Origin of the sequence: Streptomyces davaonensis JCM 4913, assembly GCF_000349325.1 — a bacterium.
Classification (GTDB): Bacteria; Actinomycetota; Actinomycetes; order Streptomycetales; family Streptomycetaceae; genus Streptomyces; species Streptomyces davaonensis.
Genome location: NC_020504.1, coordinates 8,260,470 through 8,278,052, shown reverse-complemented (window position 1 = coordinate 8,278,052; position 17,583 = coordinate 8,260,470). Strand labels below are relative to the sequence as shown.

Here is a 17,583-nt window from a genome sequence, read left to right as displayed (position 1 = left end):
GGGTTCAGCCACCCAGCCGGTCCAGCAGTGCGCGGCGCCATCGCTCCGTCTCGGCGATCTGGTTGAAGGTGAACACATGCAGACCGGCCACGCCCGCCGAGGGTGCGGTCAGGGCTTCCTGCGTGCGGGTCAGCAGCCGCTCGGGGGCGTACCCGCCCGGAGCCGCGAAACGCGCGAACCACGCGGGGTGCTTGGCCAGGAAGCGCGTCGACTCCCCCACTCCGATCCTCGTGGCCATCGCCAGCAGCTTCGTCCGCTGCACGGGGCCCGCGACGCCCACATGGACCGGCAGGGCGACGTCCCGGCGCCGGATGCGAGCGAGCCACTCCCCCAACACCCGCGGGTCGAAGCACAGATTGCTGACGATGTAGGTGGCGTACGCGCGCTTGTCCCACATCGCCTGGATGGTGACGTCGTCGTGGATGAGCGGATGGCTCTCGGGGTAGCCGGTGACGCCGACGCGGGCGAAGGGGCTGCCCAGCTCGCTCAGCCTGCGCAGCACCGGAAGCGCCCCCTCGAAGCCCCCGGCCGGCGGGTCGGCGTCGCCGGCCGGGACGAAGACGTCGTCCACGCCCGCCTCCCGGAGCCGGCCCGCGACCTCCTTCAGGTGCCGGTCGTCGCGGAGCAGCCGGGCCGGCACATGCGGAACGACCCGGTAGCCGTGCGCCGCGAGCCGGGCGGTGAGGTCCAGGGTCGGTTCCAGGCCCTTGACCGGTGACGCCGTCACGGTGACGACGACGTCGCGCGGCACATGGGCGAGGACCTTGTCCTCGGTCGACTTGGCGGGCAGCACCTCGTAACGGACGCGGTGCAGCAGCGCCTTGAGCCCTGCGGTGCCCAACGCCTACCCCGTCTGCTTCTGGGCGTCGCGATGGCGGTAGTACGCGGCCTTCGACGGCGCGAGCGGTTCCTTGCCGAGGATCAGGTCGGCGGCCTTCTCGGCGATCATCATGACCGGAGCGTAGATGTTGCCGTTGGTGACGTACGGCATCACCGACGCGTCCACCACGCGCAGACCCTGCACGCCGTGCACCCGCAGGCTGGCGGGGTCTACGACGGCCAGCTCATCGGTGCCCATCTTGCATGTGCAGGACGGGTGCAGGGCGGTCTCGCCCTCCTTCGCGACCCAGGCCAGGATCTCCTCGTCGGTCTCCACCTTCGGGCCGGGCGAGATCTCCCCGCCGTTGTAGGGAGCGAGCGCCGGCTGGTCGAGGAGCCTGCGGGCCACCCGGATCGCCTCCACCCACTCGCGGCGGTCCTGCTCGGTGGAGAGGTAGTTGAAGCGCAGCGCCGGGTGTTCGCGCGGGTCCTTGCTCTTGATCTTCACCGAGCCGATGGCGTCGGAGTACATGGGCCCGACGTGCACCTGGTAGCCGTGTCCGCCGGCCGGCGAGGAGCCGTCGTAGCGGACCGCGACCGGGAGGAAGTGGAACATCAGGTTGGGGTAGTCGACGTCCTCGTTGCTGCGGGCGAAGCCGCCGGCCTCGAAGTGGTTCGTCGCGGCCGGGCCCTTGCGGAACAGCCACTGGAGTCCGATGAAGGGGGCGCGCCACTTCGCCATGTACGGCTGCATGGAGACGGGTTGCCTGCACGCGTACTGGACGTAGACCTCCAGATGGTCCTGCATGTTCTCGCCGACACCGGGGAGGTCGTGGACGACGTCGATGCCCAGGGCGCGCAGTTCGGCCGCGTTGCCGACGCCGGAGAGCTGGAGGAGCTGCGGGGAGTTGATGGCGCCGCCGCACAGGATGACCTCCGCGGCACGGACCTGCTGGAGCGGTCCCCGGCCGCGCCGGTACTCGACACCGACGGCACGCTTGCCCTCGAACAGGACGCGGGTCACCAGGGCGCGGGTGCGGACGGTGAGATTCGGGCGCTTCATCGCGGGCTTGAGGTACGCCTTGGAGGCCGACAGACGGCGGCCCCGGTGGACGTTGCGGTCGAACTTCGCGAAGCCCTCCTGCCGGTAGCCGTTGACGTCGTCGGTGGGCGCGTAACCGGCCTCCTCGGTGGCCTTGAGGAAGGCGCCGAAGAGGGGGTTCGTCGCCGGGCCGCGTTCGAGGACGAGGGGGCCGTCGTGGCCGCGGAACTCGTCGTCCGGGTCGGCCGCCAGGCAGTTCTCCATGCGCCGGAAGTACGGCAGGCAGTGGGCGTAGTCCCAGGTCTCCATGCCCGGGTCGGCCGCCCAGCGCTCGTAGTCCATGGGGTTGCCGCGCTGGAAGATCATGCCGTTGATGCTGCTGGAGCCGCCGAGCACCTTGCCGCGCGCGTGGTAGACGCGTCGGCCGCCCATGTGGGGCTCGGGCTCGGACTCGTACTTCCAGTCGTAGAACCGGCTGCCGATCGGGTAGGTCAGCGCCGCGGGCATATGGATGAAGACATCCCACGGGTAGTCCGACCTGCCCGCCTCCAGGACCAGCACCCGGTTGCCCGGGTCCGCGGAGAGCCGGTTCGCCAGCGCGCTGCCGGCGGACCCGCCGCCGACGATGACGAAGTCGTACTGCACAGGAGCCATGGTGCCTCGTCTCGCTCGCGGTGTAGATGTGCGAGGCATGCTAGTCCGGGTCCCGCCATGCGCACCAGGTTGCGAACAGCGCAACTTCGAGATCTTGATTTCGGTGCTGTTACTTGCAGTGAAGTTGTTTACTACGCGTATAGTTTCACTATGAGCAACTACAGCCCTGACCCGGAAACGTCGAGTTCATCCGCGGGCGGCGTGCAGTCGGTGGATCGGGCCATCAGCGTCCTGGAGATCCTCGCGCAGCGCGGCGAGGCGGGCGTGAGCGAGGTGGCGGGCGAGATCGACGTGCACAAGTCGACCGCGTTCCGGTTGCTCGGCGCCCTGGAGGCGCGCGGTCTGGTGGAGCAGGCCGGTGAGCGGGGCAAGTACCGGCTCGGCTTCGGCATCGTCCGGCTGGCCGGTGCGGTCACCGGCCGCATCGACATCACCCAGCAGGGCCGGCCGATCTGCGAGCGGCTCGCGGAGGAGCTCGGCGAGACGGTCAACATCGCCGTCATGCAGGAGCACTACGCGATCAACCTCTACCAGGTGCGCGGTCCGGGAGCCATCACCGCGCACAACTGGGTGGGCCAGCTGACCCCGCTGCACGCGACCTCCAGCGGCAAGATCCTGCTGGCGTACATGCCCACCAAGGAGCGCGCCGCCCTGCTGGGTGCCGCCGGCATGAAGAAGGTCACCCCGCGCACGATCACCGCGAAGACCAAGCTGGAGAAGAACATCACGGAGGCGCGCGAGCGGGGCTACGCGTACACGCTGGAGGAGCTGGAGATCGGTCTGCACGCGATGGCCGCCCCGGTCCGCAACCGGGACGGCGACGTCATCGCGGCGCTCAGCGCTTCCGGACCCGGGTACCGGCTCACCGAGGAGCGGCTGCACGAGCTCTCCCCGATCCTGCTCAAGGGCGCCGAGGAGATCAGCCACCGGATGGGCTACCTGGGCTGAGTCACCCCTGAGGGGTGCCCAGGCGCTCGTTCACCCAGCTGTGGAACGCGCCGATGTGGTGCTCACTGGGCACCAGCACTCCCCCCTTGGCGTACATACGGGAACTCATGCCGGGCTGGGTGCGCTCGCAGGCGTCGAAGTCCTGCTGATTGACCCGGTGGAACAACTCCACCGACCGGCTGACGTCCTTGCCGCCCTCCACGACATGCGGCAGATACAGCCAGTCGCACTCGACCACCGTGCGGTCCACGGCCACCGGATACATCCGATGGAAGATCACGTGGTCGGGCACGAGATTGATGAAGACCTGCGGCCGGACGGTGATCGCGTAGTAGCGGCGGTCCTGGTCCTCGGCCACTCCCGGGATACGGTCAAGGCCCTGCGAACCGTCCACCGTGAACCCCTGCACCTCCTCGCCGAACTCGGCGCCGTGCCCCACGTAGTACTGGGCGGCGTATCCGTCCGCGAACTCCGGCAGCACCTCGGTGAGTTCGGGGTGGATGGTGGCGCAGTGGTAGCACTCCATGAAGTTCTCGATGATCAGCTTCCAGTTCGCCCGCACGTCGTAGACGATCCGCCTGCCCACGGAGAGATTCTCGATGCCGTAGTGCTCGATCGACTCGACATCACCGAGCCGGTCGACGACCTCGCCCATGACCCCCTCCTCGAAGGAGGGCGGGTCCTCCGCGAGGCAGACCCACACATAGCCCAGCCATTCCCGCACGGCCACGCTCACCAGCCCGTACTCGGTACGGCCCACATCGGGCATCTTGGTGAGATTGGGCGCCGCGACCAGCTTCCCGTTCAGGTCGTACGTCCAGGCGTGGTACGGGCATTGGAACGCCCGCTTGACCTCGCCGGACTCCTCCGTGCACACCCGCGCCCCACGGTGACGGCACACATTGAAGTAGGCGCGGATGCTGTTGTCCCGCGCCCGGGTGACGAGGATGCTCTCCCGGCCCACATCGACGGTGCGGAAGGCGCCGGGCTTCGCCAACTCCGAGGCGCGGGCGACGCAGAACCACATGGTCTCGAATATGCGCTCCTGCTCCTGGGCGAAAATGCCGGGATCCGTGTAGGCGGAGCCGGGAAGAGTGGCGATCAGGCTGTCCGGCAGGCTGGTCGAGGTCACTGGCACTCCTCGGGAGAACGTCGTGGAGGGGTCATTCACGCGGTGGCGGCGAGTTGCTTGCGCCCGCGCATGAACAGCCGCGGCTGGTTCATCCCGAGCACGGCGACGGGCCGGCCGGCCCGCCGGTAGACGGCGAGGACATCGCGGTCGTCCGCGCTGCCCGCCTCGATGGTGACGCTGTCCGCGCCGGCCGCGTGACCGGCGAACTGGATCTTCACGCCGTACTGGTCCGACCAGAAGTACGGCGGCCGGGGCACACCCGGTTCCACCGCACCGCCCGCCAGCAGGGTGGCGACCGCGGCGTCGGGGCGTTCGCGTGCGCCGGTCCAGTGCTCGACGCGGCGATGGAGACCGGCACGCGGGTCGTACCAGTTGGCGCAGTCGCCGACCGCGACCACGCCGGCCAGGCTGGTGCGGCCGTCGGCGCCGCACTTGACGCCGTTGTCGAGGACAATGCCGGAGCCTTCCAGCCACTCCACGTTCGGGCGCGCGCCCACACCGACGACGACGATGTCGGCGGGGATGCCGCGACCGTCCTCCAGCAGGACGGCGTCGACACGGGTCTCCCCGCTCAGCCCCTTGACGGCGACACCGCACACCAGCCGTACGCCGTGGTCGGAGTGGAGTGCGGAGACCAGCGCGCCCATGGTCTCGCCGAGCGGTCCGGCGAGCGGTGTCGGGGCCGCCTCCACGACGGTCACGTCGAGCCCGAGGGCGTACGCGGTGGAGGCGACCTCGGCTCCGATGAACCCGCCGCCGATCACCACCAGCCGTCCGCCGCGGGCCAGTTCGTCCCGCAGGGCGCGGGCGTCGTCCAGGGTGCGCAGGGTGTGCACCCCGGCCAGGCCCTCCGATCCCGGCAGGGCGCGCGCCGCGGCGCCGGTCGCGATGACGACGCCGTCCGCCCGCACCTCCCGTCCGCCGGCCAGGCGCACGGCACGCCGTGCATGGTCGAGCCCGGTGGCGCGGACGCCGAGCAGCCACTCGGCCCCGAGGTCCTCCTCCGCCGCCTCCAGGGCGAGTTCGGCCTCGCCGAGTGCGCCGGCCAGGAACTCCTTGGAGAGCGGGGGCCGGTCGTACGGGCGGTGGAGCTCGTCCCCGATGACGACCAGCCGGCCGTCGAAGCCCTGCTTGCGCAGGGAGCGCGCCGCCGACAGGCCGGCCAGTGAGGCGCCGACCACGGCGACGGTCCTCACGCGGGCCCCCCGGCGAGCCGGGCGGCGACGCAGGGCGGCAGGTTGGGCGCGTCCGTGGAGAGCCGGACGTAGACCGTGCCGTCCTCGACCACGACTTCGTGCGTCCGGACCGGCAGCTTGGCCGGCGGGGCGTCGACCGCGCCGGTCCTCAGGTCGAACTTGGAAGCATGCAGCGGGCATTCCACCTCGCAGCCCTCCAGCCAGCCGTCGGCGAGCGACGCGTCCTGGTGGGTGCAGGTGTCGTCGATCGCGAAGAGCTCGCCGTCGTCGGTGTGGAACACGGAGACCGGCGGATCGATGTCCAGCCGGTGGGCCTCGCCTCGCGGAAGGTCCGCAAGACGGCACGCGGGAATCATCATGACACCTCGGGTGCGTATAACGAAACGGATTGCGGTAAGCGCAACATCAGTCTGGGGTCGCCCCGAACCCCTGTCAAGAAGTTCAGAGGGCGCTCCGAGCGCCATTTTCATGTTGCGCCATGAAGAACTTATCTCGCATAGAACAACAACAGTGGACGCCGACGGGTGTCAGAGGACCACCACTGAGCGCAGCACGTCGCCGTCGTGCATCCGCTCGAAAGCCTTCTCCACCTCGTCCAGCGCGATGGTCTCCGTGACGAACGCGTCCAGGTCGAGCCGGCCCTGGAGATGGAGGTCGATGAGCATCGGGAAGTCCCGGCTGGGCAGACAGTCCCCGTACCAGGAGGACTTCAGCGCCCCGCCGCGGCCGAAGACGTCCAGCAGGGGCAGTTCCAGCTTCATCTCGGGCGTCGGCACGCCGACCAGGACGACGGTGCCGGCGAGGTCGCGGGCGTAGAAGGCCTGCTGGTACGTCTCCGGGCGGCCGACCGCCTCGATGACGACGTCGGCGCCGAAGCCGCCGGTCAGCTCACGGATCGCCGCGACCGCGTCGACGTCCTTGGAGTTGACGGTGTGGGTGGCGCCCAGCTTCTGGGCCGTGGCGAGCTTGCGGTCGTCGATGTCGACCGCGATGACCTTCGCCGCGCCCGCCAGGTTCGCCCCGGCGATCGCCGCGGCCCCGACACCGCCGCAGCCGATGACGGCGACCGAGTCCCCGCGGCCGACGTTCCCGGTGTTGATGGCCGCGCCGAGACCCGCCATCACACCACAGCCCAGCAGACCGGCGGCGGCCGCCGACGCGGCACGGTCGACCTTGGTGCACTGTCCGGCCGCGACCAGCGTCTTCTCCGCGAAGGCGCCGATGCCCAGGGCCGGCGCCAGCTCGGTGCCGTCGAGCAGGGTCATCCTCTGCTTGGCGTTGTGGGTGCTGAAGCAGTACCAGGGCCGCCCGCGCAGACAGGCCCGGCACTGACCGCACACGGCACGCCAGTTCAGGATGACGAAGTCACCAGGAGCGACGTCCGTGACCCCCTCCCCCACCGACTCCACGACGCCCGCGGCCTCATGGCCCAGCAGGAACGGGAAGTCGTCGTTGATCCCGCCCTCGCGATAGTGCAGATCGGTGTGGCACACCCCGCAGGCCTCGATCCTCACCAGGGCCTCACCCGGCCCCGGGTCGGGCACGATGATCGTTTCCAGGCTTACGGGGGCACCCTTGCCCCGCGCGACGACAGCACGGACCTGATGCGTCATGGCCACTCCTCGGCTGGTTCGAGACATGATCCAGATGTTGCTTATTACGGCACACATTTCACTTGCCGCAACACAGCATCAGGGAGCGCCGACCGGCGGTCAAGACGGAGGCAGCGCCGGCCGGGTCTCGCCCTGCAACGCTCTCGCAACCTCCCCCGTGCTCCCCTGGTCGATCCGGATCCGGCTCCCCTGGGGATGGTTGGCATGTACGAGGAGATCCCGCGCGTCGAGCTGACGCCCGCGGCCGCCGATCTGGTGCGGCGGCTGCACGCGGCGCACGGCCCGCTGATGTTCCACCAGTCCGGCGGCTGCTGCGACGGCAGCGCGCCCATGTGCTACCCGGACGGCGAGTTCCGCACCGGCAACTCGGACGTGCTGCTCGCGGAGCTGTACGTGGACGGCGTCGAGGAGCCGGTGTCCTTCTGGATGTCCCGCAGCCAGTACCAGGCGTGGAGCCACACCCGGCTGATCGTCGACGTGGTCGAGGGCCGCGGCAGCGGATTCTCGCTGGAGGCGCCCGAGGGGGTGCGTTTTCTGACCCGTTCTCGCGTCGTCGGCACATAGCCACCCCGATGACCGCCTCGATCTGATGCACTTCCCCTGAGTCCTGGGACAGTTGACGAACCCTCAGGGGGGACTGTGACAGAGCGTCAGAGACGTTTCACGGCAGCCAGAACGGCACTGACCCTATTCACCGCACTCGGCTCGCTGGCCGGTACCGCCCTGGTGGGGGCGGCACCGGCCAGCGGCGTTCCCGGCGGCCGGATCGCGCCGGGCGTGACGTACGAACAGTTCGACATCCAAGGAGCACAGGGCACCGCCCACGGCCATCTGCTGCGCGTCGACCTGACCGACCCGCACGTCACCCTGGATCTGCTGTACCCGGGGCAGGTGGCCGCGCGGGACACCGTGTCCCGGCTGGCCGACACCCGGGGCGCGGTGGCCGGGGTGAACGGCGACTTCTTCAACATCACCGAGACCCAGCACCCGGGCGTCGAGGTGACCGGCGCGAGCGTGGGCCCCGCGGTCGCGAGCGGCCGTACGCTCAAGGCGGCGGTGCCGAACGGTCAGCGGTTCGGGCCCGCGCTGCCGCCCGGCACCTCCACCGAGGACGTCCTCGGCATGGGCGTGGACCGGCGGGCCCGTCTTGACGACCTGGCGCTGACCGGCTCGGTGCGCACGGCCACCGGGAACTTCGGGCTCGGCGGGCTCAACCAGTACGCGCTGCCGGTGAACTCCGTCGGGGCGTTCACCGCCGACTGGGGCTCGGTCTCCCGGGTGCGGGCGACCTGCGGCACCGACACCAACCGGGCCGCGCCGTGCAGCACGGACACCCATGAGGTGACGATCAAGGGCGGCCGGGTGGTGGCCACGGCCGACACTCCGGGCCGCGGTGCCATCGAGGCCGGGACGACCGTGCTGGTGGGCCGCGAGGCGGGGGCGCAGGAGTTGCGCAAGCTCGCCACTGGGCAGCCGGTGAAGGTACGGCACCGACTGGTGGCGGCCGACTCGAAGATCCCCTACCGGTTCGCGCTCGGCGGGTATCCGGTACTGGCCGGCGGACAGCCGCTCGCGGGTCTCGACGACCGGACGGCGGCGGTGCGCAGCGCCGTGGGCATCGGGGACGGCGGGAGGCAGGTGCTGCTGTTCTCGCTCGACGGCGGGGCGGCGTACAAGGGGCTGACCATCGCCGAAATCGCGGACACCATGCGGGAGTTGGGCTCGGTCGACGCCTTCAGCCTGGACGGCGGCGGGTCCTCGACCTTGGTCGCCCGCGCCCCGGGGGCCGCCGGGGTCACGGTGCGCAATCATCCCTCGGGCGGTGCGGAACGCGCCGTCCCGAACGGCATCGGAGTGTTCACCACCCCGTGACGCGGCGCCACGGCGGCCTCACGGTCTCAGGCTGCTGACGATGTCGGCAGTGGCGGTGAGGCCGCTGTGGATGGTGGGCGCGATGCTCGTGCTGGCCATGTAGAAGCCGAGCAGCGCGCACACCAGCGCGTGGGAGACCTTCAGGCCGCCGTTGCGCAGGAAGATCACCGCAAGGATCAGGAGCAGCAGCACCACAGAGATGGACACGGCCATCGTCAACCTCCTCCGCCACGCCGCACACGTCCGGTTCACGGCGTTCGGCCGTAAGTGTGGCGTAGCGGAGGGTTCGTCCGGGCGGCTGACCTGTCCGCCGAACGTGTGGTGTCACGCCGGCTCTCAGGCCCGGTCGTTCGCCTCCAGGAAGGCTTCGAGGCCCGCGAGGTCGTCGGTGTTGAGGTGGTCGACGTCGGCGGCGACGAGTTCGGTCCACAGCGCGTCGCGCTCCGGGCCCGGAAGGTCGGGGGTGGCCCAGAACCGCACGCGCTGGCCGCGGGAGTGCGCCGCCTGAATGATCGTCGTCAGCTTCTGCCGCTCGGCGTCGGGGAAGGCGCCGACGCCCCGCCAGGTGAAGTGGTTGTTCCAGTTGTCGCTGATCAGCGGGATGAAGGAGGCGGGGGCCGCACTGCCCAGGTCGGCGAGGCGGCCGTCGTAGAAGGCGCGACGCGTCCTCTGTGCCTCCATCGGCACCCGGGCCGCGCGGTCACCGGAGATCACGGCGGTGACCGGGCCGGAGTGGACGCGGCCGTGCGCGTAGGTCGTGAACAGGTGCTTGTAGCGCTGGAGATGACGGTCGAGTTCGAGGTACGTCGAGGAGCCCTCGGTCTTGATGTCGATGAGCAGCTGAAGGGGCTTGCGGTGACCGCGGTACACGGAGCCGTGGTTGGCCTTGACGCGGGCGGCGAGCGGGTCGAGGTACAGGGACTCCAGGGTGCGCGCCGGGTCGAGGTCCTCCGGGTCGTGGGCGACCAGCAGTTGGTCGCCGACCAGGTAGATGTCGGCCTCCAGGCTGCCGAAGCGGTGGTCGAGCGCGTCGAGGAGGGGGCGCGGGTGCTCGTAGTCGTTGTGGGCGTGGGCGCGCCAGAGCGGGCGGGGACGGTGCTTGTTCTCAGTGGCGAACGCGCTGCCGACGGGCGGGGCGAGGACACCCGCGAGTGCGGCGCCGACCGTGGTGACGGCTCTGCGACGAGTGATGAGCGCCATGTTCTGCCTCCCTGTGGGCCGATCCGAACCACAGGGAGTATGAAGCGGTCAGGCGCTCAACGAACCGGTACGTGCAAGGAGTTGGCCGGACTGCCGCCACCCGTTCACTCCTTCCGCCCACCCGCACGAAAAAGCCCGCCCCAGGCAGGGCGGGCTTTTCCGGGTGAACTCCGGGCTGCGTCAGGGGGCCTGGAGGTCGACCAGTTCGGCCAGTGCGGCACGGTGGGCACCCGCGGTGCCGTAGGCGATGGAGTCCGCCTTGGCCCGCTTCAGGTACAGGTGTACCGGGTGCTCCCAGGTCATGCCGATCCCGGCGTGCAGTTGCAGCGCCTCCTCGGCGGTGTGCACGGCGACGGGCGCCGCGTAGGCCTGGGCCACGGCGACCGCTACCTCCGTGTCCTCGCCGCGTGCAAGGGAGTCCGCCGCGTTGCGGGCGGCGGCGCGCAGGTTGACGACCTCCAGCCACAGCTGGGCGAGCCGGTGCTTGAGCGCCTGGAAGCCGCCGACGGGGCGGTTGAACTGCTTGCGCTCCTTCAGGTAGCGCACGGTCTCCGTCAACGTCCATTCGGCGAGGCCGAGTTGCTCGGAGGCGAGCAGCCCGGCACCGGCGAGCAGAGCCCGCCGTACGGCCGGTTCCGCGTCGCCCAGCAGCTGCCCGGCAGCTCCGTCCAGGGTCACCGTCGCCACCGGCCGGGTCAGGTCCAGGGACACCTGCGGGGTGACGGTGACGGCCTCGGCGTCCACGGCGTACAGACCGCCGTCGTCCGCGGGCACGAGCAGGACATCGGCGACGGCCGCGTCCGCGATCGCCGTCAGCTCTCCGTGCAGAGTGCCGTCCTCATGCCGTACGACCTGGTAGGCGGCGCCCGGAGCGATGTTCAGGGCGACGGCGAGGGCGCCGATGCGCCGGCCGGACGCGAGGTCGGCGAGGAGGTCGTGGGCGGCGCAGGCCAGCACTGCCTCGGTGGCGACCACGGCGCTGGTGAGGTACGGGACGGGCGCGACCGCGCGGCCCAACTCCTCCAGTACCACGGCGGCTTCACGGTGCGTGGCGCCCTGGCCGCCGTGCTCCTCCGGGACCAGGAGGCCCGCGAGGCCCATGCCGTCGGTGAGCGCCTTCCACGCCTGGCGGTCGTGCGGGGTGCCCGACTCGGTGCGCGCGATGACGCCGGGCGCGTCGCAGTGGTCGGCGAGCAGGTCGCGGACGGCGGCGCGCAGCGCCTCTTCCTCCTCCGAGTACAGCAGATCGGGCTGTGCGCTCATCGGGCCAGGTCCTTCCATGCGACGTCCTTGTCGGTGCGCGGCTCGGCGGGCAGGCCCAGCACGCGCTCGGCGACGATGTTCAGCAGGACCTCGCTCGTCCCGCCCTCGATGCTGTTGCCCTTGGAGCGCAGATAGCGATATCCGGCGTCGCGTCCGGTGAAGTCCACGAGTTCGGGCCGGCGCATGGTCCAGTCCTCGTACAACAGGCCCTCCTCGCCGAGGAGTTCGACCTCGAGGCCGCTGATCTCCTGGTTGAGGCGGGCGAAGCCGAGCTTCATCCCGGCGCCCTCGGGGCCGGGCTGGCCCGCGACGAGCTGCTGGCGCAGCCGCTCGCCGGTGAGCCGGGCGACCTCGGCGTCGACCCACAACTTCAGCAGCCGCTGATGGAGTTCGTGGGTGCGCAGTTCGGGCCGCTCGCGCCAGGTCTTGGTGACCGGACCGATCATGCCGCCCTCGCGGGGCAGCCGCATCCCGCCGATGGCGACGCGCTCGTTGTTCAGCGTGGTCTGCGCGACCTTCCAGCCGTTGCCGACCGCGCCGAGGCGGCGGGAGTCCGGGATCCGGACATCGGTGAGGAACACCTCGTTGAACTCGGCCTCACCGGTGATCTGGCGCAGCGGCCGCACCTCGACGCCCGGGTCGGTCATGTCGCACAGGAAGTAGGTGATGCCCGCATGCTTGGGCACGTCCGGGTCGGTGCGCGCGATGAGGATCGCCCAGCGGGCGAGATGGGCGCTGGACGTCCACACCTTCTGCCCGTTGACGACCCAGTCCTCGCCCTCACGGACGGCCCGGGTGCCGAGCGCGGCCAGGTCGGACCCGGCGCCGGGCTCGCTGAAGAGCTGGCACCAGACCTCCTCGCCGGTCCACAGCGGACGCAGGAACGTCCGCTTCTGCTCCTCGGTGCCGAACTGGAGGATCGTCGGGGCGGCCATGCCGAGGCCGATCCCGATCCGTCGCGGGTCGTTGTCGGGAGCGCCCGCGGCCTCCAACTCGGCGTCCACGACGACCTGGAGGGAGCGCGGGGCGCCGAGGCCGCCGAGGCCCTCGGGGTAGTGCACCCAGGCGAGTCCGGCGTCGAAGCGGGCCCGGAGGAAGTCGAGACGGTCGGTGGTGGCGGGCGGGTGCGCGGCCAGCAACTCGGCGGTGCGGCGCTTGAGTTCGGCGGCGTCGGTCATGCCTGTGCTCCTGTCGGTACGACGGCGACCCGGCCGGTGGTGACGCCGTCGCCGACGCGCTGCACGGCCGCCGCGGCCTCGGCGAGCGGGACGCGCTCGCTGATCAGCGGCTTGATCGCGCCCCGGGCGGCCAGTTCGGTGAGCTGCTCGTGGCAGTGCTGGACCAGCTTGGGGTTCTTGGTGTTGTACAGGCCCCAGTGCAGGCCGAGGATCGAGTAGTTCTTCACCAGCGCGTGGTTGAGCCCCGGGCTGGGGATCGTGCCGCTCGCGAACCCGACGACGACGATCCGGCCCTCGAAGGCGACGACCTTGGTGGACTGCGCGTACGCCTCACCGCCGACGGGGTCGTAGATCACATCGGCGCCCCGGCCGCCGGTGGCCTCCTTCACGGCGGCCACGACATCCTCGGCACGCCGGTCGATCACCACGTCGCAGCCCAGCTCCCGGGCGACCGCGGCCTTCTCGGCGCCGCCGACGACACCGATGACGGTGGCGCCGGCGGCCTTGCCGAGCTGCACGGCCGCGCTGCCGACTCCTCCTGCGGCAGCGTGGACGAGCAGCGTCTCCCCCGCTTCGAGCCCGGCCCGGCGGTGCAGTCCGAACCAGCCCGTCTGGTAGCCGATGTGCAGCGCGGCGGCCTCGGCGTCGTCCAGCGAGTCCGGGGCGGGCAGCAGGGCGGCGGCGTCCGCAACGGCGTACTCGGCGAAGCCGCCGTGGGGCAGTGCGGGGTTGGCGAGGACGCGGCGGCCGTCCGCGGTCTCGCCGCAGATCTCCACGCCCGGGGTGAACGGCAGCGGCGGGCGGACCTGGTAGTGGCCCCGGCACATCAGCACGTCCGGGAAGTTGATGTTCGCGGCGCGCACCTTCAGCAGGACCTGGCCGTCGCCGGGCGTGGGCCGCTCGACGTCCGCAAGCCGCATCACCTCACTCGGCTCGCCGTTCTCGTGCACTTGCCAAGCCTGCATGCGGTGCCTCCACGGGACTGCGTCGTCTGACCGGGGTCGGTTCGCATACTAAGCGGTCGCTTGCCGATCAGGGAAGGTCACGCGTCCGGGTGGGTTTCGCCCGTACGTGCATCCGCTCCCCCTGCGGCCCGAACAGGCTCAGGAACTCCGCGGGCCCCTCCCCCGTCGACCCGAACCAGTGCGGCACCCGGGTGTCGAACTCGGCCGCCTCCCCGGCCGTCATCACCACGTCGTGCTCGCCCAGGACCACCCGCAGCTTCCCGGACAGCACATACAGCCACTCGTAGCCCTCATGGGTACGCGGCTCGGGCTGCTCCTGGCTCTGCGGCACCAGCACCTTGAAGGCCTGGAGACCGCCGGGCTGCCGGGTGAGCGGCCAGAACGTACGGCCGTGGCGCACCAGGGGTTCGGCCCGCACCCGCGGGTCGCCCACCGGCGGCGCCCCGACCAGCTCGTCCAGCGGCACCTGGTGCGCCTGCGCGATCGGCAGCAGCAGCTCCAGGCTCGGCTTGCGCAGGCCGGACTCCAGGCGCGACAGGGTGCTGACGGAGATGCCGGTCGTCTCGGACAGCGTCGCCAGGGTCACCTCGCGCTCCTTGCGGAGCCGCCGCAGCCGGGCACCCACCTCGGCGAGAACGTCTTCGGTACTCATGGACATATTGCAGAATCGGCAAAGATGTTTGTCAATCCCGCGCCTGTGGAGCGACCGTGGCGACATGACCGAGACCTATGAAGTGATCGTGATCGGCGGCGGCGCGGCGGGCCTGTCCGCGGCCCTGGTGCTGGGCCGCGCCCGGCGCCGGACCCTGGTGATCGACGCGGGCGAACCCCGCAACGCGCCCTCCGCCCATATGCAGGGCTATCTCTCCCGGGACGGCATGGCGCCGGCCGAGTTCCTGGCCATCGGGCGCGAGGAGATCGCCCGGTACGGCGTCGACCTGGTCCGGGACCGTGCGGTGGACGTCACGAAGGACTCCGACTTCACCGTGGCCCTGGAGAGCGGGCGGAGTGTGCGGGCCCGGCGCCTGGTGATCGCCACCGGCCTCAAGGACGAGCTGCCGGACGTGCCCGGACTCGCCGAGCGGTTCGGACGGGACGCGCTGCACTGTCCGTACTGCCATGGCTGGGAGGTCCGCGACCAAGCGTTCGGCGTCCTCACGACGACTCCGCTGAGCGTGCACCAGGCGCTCATGGTGTCCCAGTGGTCGAAGGACGTGACCCTGTTCCTGCACGAGGTCGAGGAGAGCGAGCTGTCTGCCGACGATGTGCGCAGGTTGGGGGTGGCGGGGGTGAAGGTGGTGCCGGGGGCGGTCGCCGAGGTGCTGGTCGAGGAGGACCGGCTGACCGGGGTACGCCTCGCGGACGGCTCCACGCATGCCCGTGAGGCCCTCTTCGTCGCGCCCCGCGCCGTTCCGCAGACCGATCTGCTCCAGCGGCTGGGGGCGGAGCTCACCGAGACGCCGTTCGGGGCGTATCCGGTGGTCGATCCGACGGGGCTGACGAGTGTGGCTGGGGTGTGGGCGGCGGGCAACGCGATGGGGTTCGCCGAACAGGTCGTCAACGCGGCGGCGGGCGGGTACCGGGCCGGGGCCACGATCAACGGAGAGTTGCTGATGTCCGACCTGGACGCAGCCCTCTGAGGAAACGGCCCTTCCCCTCCACGTGTAAATCAGCGAAGCGCGTCGCACCATGGATTGCATGCTGCTGACCCGGATCGCCCAGGTGTCCCAGGAGGTCGCCGCGACCTCGGCCCGGTCCCGGAAGGTCGCTCTGCTGGCGGAGTTGTTCCGGGACGCCGAAGCCGCGGATGTGCCGATCGTCATCCCGTATCTGGCGGGGCGGTTGCCGCAGGGTCGGATCGGGCTCGGGTGGAAGGTGCTCAGCCGTCCGGTCACTCCCGCCGACGGACCCACCCTGACCGTCGCCGAGGTCGATGCCTTGCTCTCCACCCTCGCCAAGGTGTCGGGCGCCGGATCCCAGGCCGAACGGGCCCGGCTGGTGGGCGAGTTGATGGGCTCGGCGACAAAGGACGAGCAGCGCTTTCTGTTCGGGCTGATCACCGGTGAGGTCCGGCAAGGGGCGCTGGACGCCGTGGCCGTGGAGGGCCTGGCCGAGGCGACCGGCGCCCCGGCGGCGGACGTACGGCGGGCGGTGATGCTGGCCGGCTCGCTCCAGACGGTGGCCGAGGCGCTGCTCGGCGACGGTCCCGGCGCGCTGGATCGGTTCCGGCTCACCGTGGGCCGGCCGGTCCTGCCGATGCTGGCGCACAGCGCTGCCTCGGTGTCCGAGGCGGTCGACAAGCTCGGCGCCTGCGCGGTCGAGGAGAAGCTGGACGGCATCCGGGTCCAGCTCCACCGGGACGGCGACACGGTACGGATCTACACCCGCACCCTCGACGACATCACCGACCGACTGCCCGAACTCACCACCGCCGCAATGCAGTTGAGAGGCGAGCGGTTCATCCTGGACGGCGAGGTCATCGCCTTCGACGAGGCGGGACGGCCCCGTTCCTTCCAGGAGACCGCAGGGCGCGTCGGCAAACGCGTGGACGTGGCGACGGCGGCGCACGCCGTGCCCGTCTCCCCCGTCTTCTTCGACGCGCTGTCCGTCGACGACCGCGACCTCCTCGACCTGCCCTTCGCCGAGCGCCACGCGGAACTGGCCCGCCTGGTCCCGGAGCCGATGCGGGTCCGGCGCACCCTGGTGACGGGGCCCCAGGACGCCCGGCAGGCCGAGGACTTCCTCGCCCGGACCCTGGAGCGAGGCCACGAGGGCGTGGTCGTGAAGGCGCTGGACGCCGCCTACAGCGCCGGGCGGCGCGGCGCGTCCTGGCTGAAGGTCAAGCCCGTGCACACCCTCGACCTGGTCGTCCTGGCCGCCGAATGGGGCCACGGACGGCGCACCGGCAAGCTCTCCAACCTCCACCTCGGCGCCCGCACCGCCGACGGCTCCTTCGCGATGCTCGGCAAGACCTTCAAGGGGATGACCGACGCGATGCTGACCTGGCAGACGAAGCGCCTGAGGGAGCTGGCGGTCGAGGAGAGCGAGTACATGGTGACCGTACGCCCCGAACTCGTCGTCGAGATCGCCTACGACGGCCTCCAGCGGTCCACCCGCTACCCGGCCGGAGTCACCCTGCGCTTCGCCCGCGTGGTCCGCTACCGGGAGGACAAGCGCCCCGAGGAGGCCGACACGGTGGAGACCCTGCTCGCCGCCCACCCCGAGGTGAAGCCGTGAAGCACAGCGCGGGCCTGCTGCTGTACCGCCGCACCGGCGAGGGCCTCCAGGTGCTGCTCGGCCATATGGGCGGCCCCTTCTTCGCCCGGCGCGGGGCAGGGGCGTGGAGCGTGCCGAAGGGCGAGTACGAACCGGAGACGGAGACCGCCTGGGACGCGGCCCGGCGCGAGTTCCAGGAGGAGCTGGGTCTTGCACCGCCCGACGGGGACGCCGTACCGCTCGGCGAGGTCCGCCAGTCGGGCGGCAAGCTCGTCACCGTGTGGGCCATCGAGGCCGACCTCGATCCGGGCACCGTCACCCCGGGCACCTTCCGGATGGAGTGGCCGCCCAAGTCGGGGCGGACTGAGGAGTTCCCCGAGCTGGACCGGGTGGCCTGGTTCGACCTGGACGGCGCGCGCGAGGTGATCGTCAAGGCGCAGGGCGCGTTTCTCGACCGCCTCCTGGAGCACTCGGGCTGAACGCCG

18 protein-coding genes are annotated in these 17,583 nt (G+C 71.0%); 6 read left to right on the top strand and 12 right to left on the bottom strand.

What is annotated here, in order from left to right; genetic code table 11:
* Positions 1–4 precede the first annotated feature (4 nt).
* Positions 5–841: a methylenetetrahydrofolate reductase gene (locus BN159_RS36705; RefSeq protein ID WP_015662104.1), complete on the bottom strand. Its 837-nt coding sequence runs from the start codon at positions 839–841 to the stop codon at positions 5–7.
* Positions 842–844: 3 nt separating this feature from the next.
* The gene (gene betA / locus BN159_RS36700) at positions 845–2,515 is read right to left on the bottom strand and encodes a choline dehydrogenase (protein WP_015662103.1); all 1,671 of its coding nucleotides are present in this window, start codon (positions 2,513–2,515) and stop codon (positions 845–847) included.
* A 150-nt stretch (positions 2,516–2,665) separates the two neighbouring features.
* On the opposite strand from betA, the gene BN159_RS36695 reads away from it, so the two are divergent.
* The gene (locus tag BN159_RS36695) at positions 2,666–3,463 is read left to right on the top strand and encodes an IclR family transcriptional regulator (RefSeq protein WP_015662102.1); all 798 of its coding nucleotides are present in this window, start codon (positions 2,666–2,668) and stop codon (positions 3,461–3,463) included.
* A 1-nt stretch (position 3,464) separates the two neighbouring features.
* On the opposite strand, the gene BN159_RS36690 is transcribed toward BN159_RS36695, so the two are convergent.
* From BN159_RS36690 to BN159_RS36675, 4 genes are all read right to left on the bottom strand, one after another.
* Positions 3,465–4,595: an aromatic ring-hydroxylating oxygenase subunit alpha gene (locus BN159_RS36690; RefSeq protein WP_015662101.1), complete on the bottom strand. Its 1,131-nt coding sequence runs from the start codon at positions 4,593–4,595 to the stop codon at positions 3,465–3,467.
* A gap of 35 nt (positions 4,596–4,630) precedes the next feature.
* Positions 4,631–5,791 carry an NAD(P)/FAD-dependent oxidoreductase gene (locus BN159_RS36685; protein WP_106435815.1) on the bottom strand — a complete coding sequence of 387 codons (1,161 nt, stop codon included), beginning with the start codon at positions 5,789–5,791 and terminating at the stop codon, positions 4,631–4,633.
* The gene (locus tag BN159_RS36680; protein ID WP_041820391.1) at positions 5,788–6,150 is read right to left on the bottom strand and encodes a bifunctional 3-phenylpropionate/cinnamic acid dioxygenase ferredoxin subunit; all 363 of its coding nucleotides are present in this window, start codon (positions 6,148–6,150) and stop codon (positions 5,788–5,790) included. Before BN159_RS36680 ends, BN159_RS36685 begins: the two co-directional genes overlap by 4 nt.
* A gap of 168 nt (positions 6,151–6,318) precedes the next feature.
* Positions 6,319–7,404 (bottom strand): S-(hydroxymethyl)mycothiol dehydrogenase, encoded by a 1,086-nt coding sequence (locus BN159_RS36675; RefSeq protein ID WP_015662098.1) that lies wholly within the window; start codon positions 7,402–7,404, stop codon positions 6,319–6,321.
* 204 nt (positions 7,405–7,608) lie between these two features.
* Here BN159_RS36675 and BN159_RS36670 point away from each other — a divergent pair, with 204 nt between their 5' ends.
* Together BN159_RS36670 and BN159_RS36665 are read left to right on the top strand one after the other, a co-directional pair.
* Positions 7,609–7,968: a DUF779 domain-containing protein gene (locus tag BN159_RS36670; protein ID WP_015662097.1), complete on the top strand. Its 360-nt coding sequence runs from the start codon at positions 7,609–7,611 to the stop codon at positions 7,966–7,968.
* A 75-nt stretch (positions 7,969–8,043) separates the two neighbouring features.
* Positions 8,044–9,276, top strand: a complete 1,233-nt coding sequence (locus tag BN159_RS36665) for a phosphodiester glycosidase family protein (protein WP_015662096.1) — start codon at positions 8,044–8,046, stop codon at positions 9,274–9,276.
* Between the two features lie 18 nt (positions 9,277–9,294).
* Here BN159_RS36665 and BN159_RS36660 read toward each other — a convergent pair whose 3' ends face one another.
* The 6 genes from BN159_RS36660 to BN159_RS36635 all read right to left on the bottom strand — a co-directional run bounded on the left by BN159_RS36660 (position 9,295) and on the right by BN159_RS36635 (position 14,534).
* Entirely contained in the window at positions 9,295–9,489 is a 195-nt protein-coding gene (locus BN159_RS36660) for a hypothetical protein (RefSeq protein ID WP_015662095.1), read from the bottom strand.
* 123 nt (positions 9,490–9,612) lie between these two features.
* A complete protein-coding gene (locus BN159_RS36655; protein WP_015662094.1) occupies positions 9,613–10,476 on the bottom strand; it encodes a phosphatidylinositol-specific phospholipase C/glycerophosphodiester phosphodiesterase family protein in 864 nt (287 codons plus the stop codon).
* Positions 10,477–10,656: 180 nt separating this feature from the next.
* The gene (locus BN159_RS36650; RefSeq protein ID WP_015662093.1) at positions 10,657–11,739 is read right to left on the bottom strand and encodes an acyl-CoA dehydrogenase family protein; all 1,083 of its coding nucleotides are present in this window, start codon (positions 11,737–11,739) and stop codon (positions 10,657–10,659) included.
* Complete coding sequence (locus BN159_RS36645; protein WP_015662092.1) at positions 11,736–12,917, bottom strand: acyl-CoA dehydrogenase family protein; 1,182 nt, start codon at positions 12,915–12,917, stop codon at positions 11,736–11,738. Before BN159_RS36645 ends, BN159_RS36650 begins: the two co-directional genes overlap by 4 nt.
* Positions 12,914–13,882: an NADPH:quinone oxidoreductase family protein gene (locus BN159_RS36640; protein WP_015662091.1), complete on the bottom strand. Its 969-nt coding sequence runs from the start codon at positions 13,880–13,882 to the stop codon at positions 12,914–12,916. The genes BN159_RS36645 and BN159_RS36640 overlap by 4 nt, the downstream gene beginning before the upstream one ends.
* Before the next feature lie 67 nt (positions 13,883–13,949).
* Positions 13,950–14,534, bottom strand: a complete 585-nt coding sequence (locus BN159_RS36635; RefSeq protein ID WP_015662090.1) for an XRE family transcriptional regulator — start codon at positions 14,532–14,534, stop codon at positions 13,950–13,952.
* A gap of 64 nt (positions 14,535–14,598) precedes the next feature.
* Between BN159_RS36635 and BN159_RS36630 the strand changes: the two genes are divergently transcribed.
* The 3 genes from BN159_RS36630 to BN159_RS36620 are packed head-to-tail and all read left to right on the top strand — an operon-like array spanning position 14,599 to position 17,577.
* Entirely contained in the window at positions 14,599–15,522 is a 924-nt protein-coding gene (locus BN159_RS36630; RefSeq protein ID WP_015662089.1) for an NAD(P)/FAD-dependent oxidoreductase, read from the top strand.
* Between the two features lie 58 nt (positions 15,523–15,580).
* Positions 15,581–17,119, top strand: a complete 1,539-nt coding sequence (locus tag BN159_RS36625) for an ATP-dependent DNA ligase (protein WP_041820388.1) — start codon at positions 15,581–15,583, stop codon at positions 17,117–17,119.
* A complete protein-coding gene (locus BN159_RS36620) occupies positions 17,116–17,577 on the top strand; it encodes an NUDIX domain-containing protein (RefSeq protein ID WP_015662087.1) in 462 nt (153 codons plus the stop codon). Before BN159_RS36625 ends, BN159_RS36620 begins: the two co-directional genes overlap by 4 nt.
* Positions 17,578–17,583 lie beyond the last annotated feature (6 nt).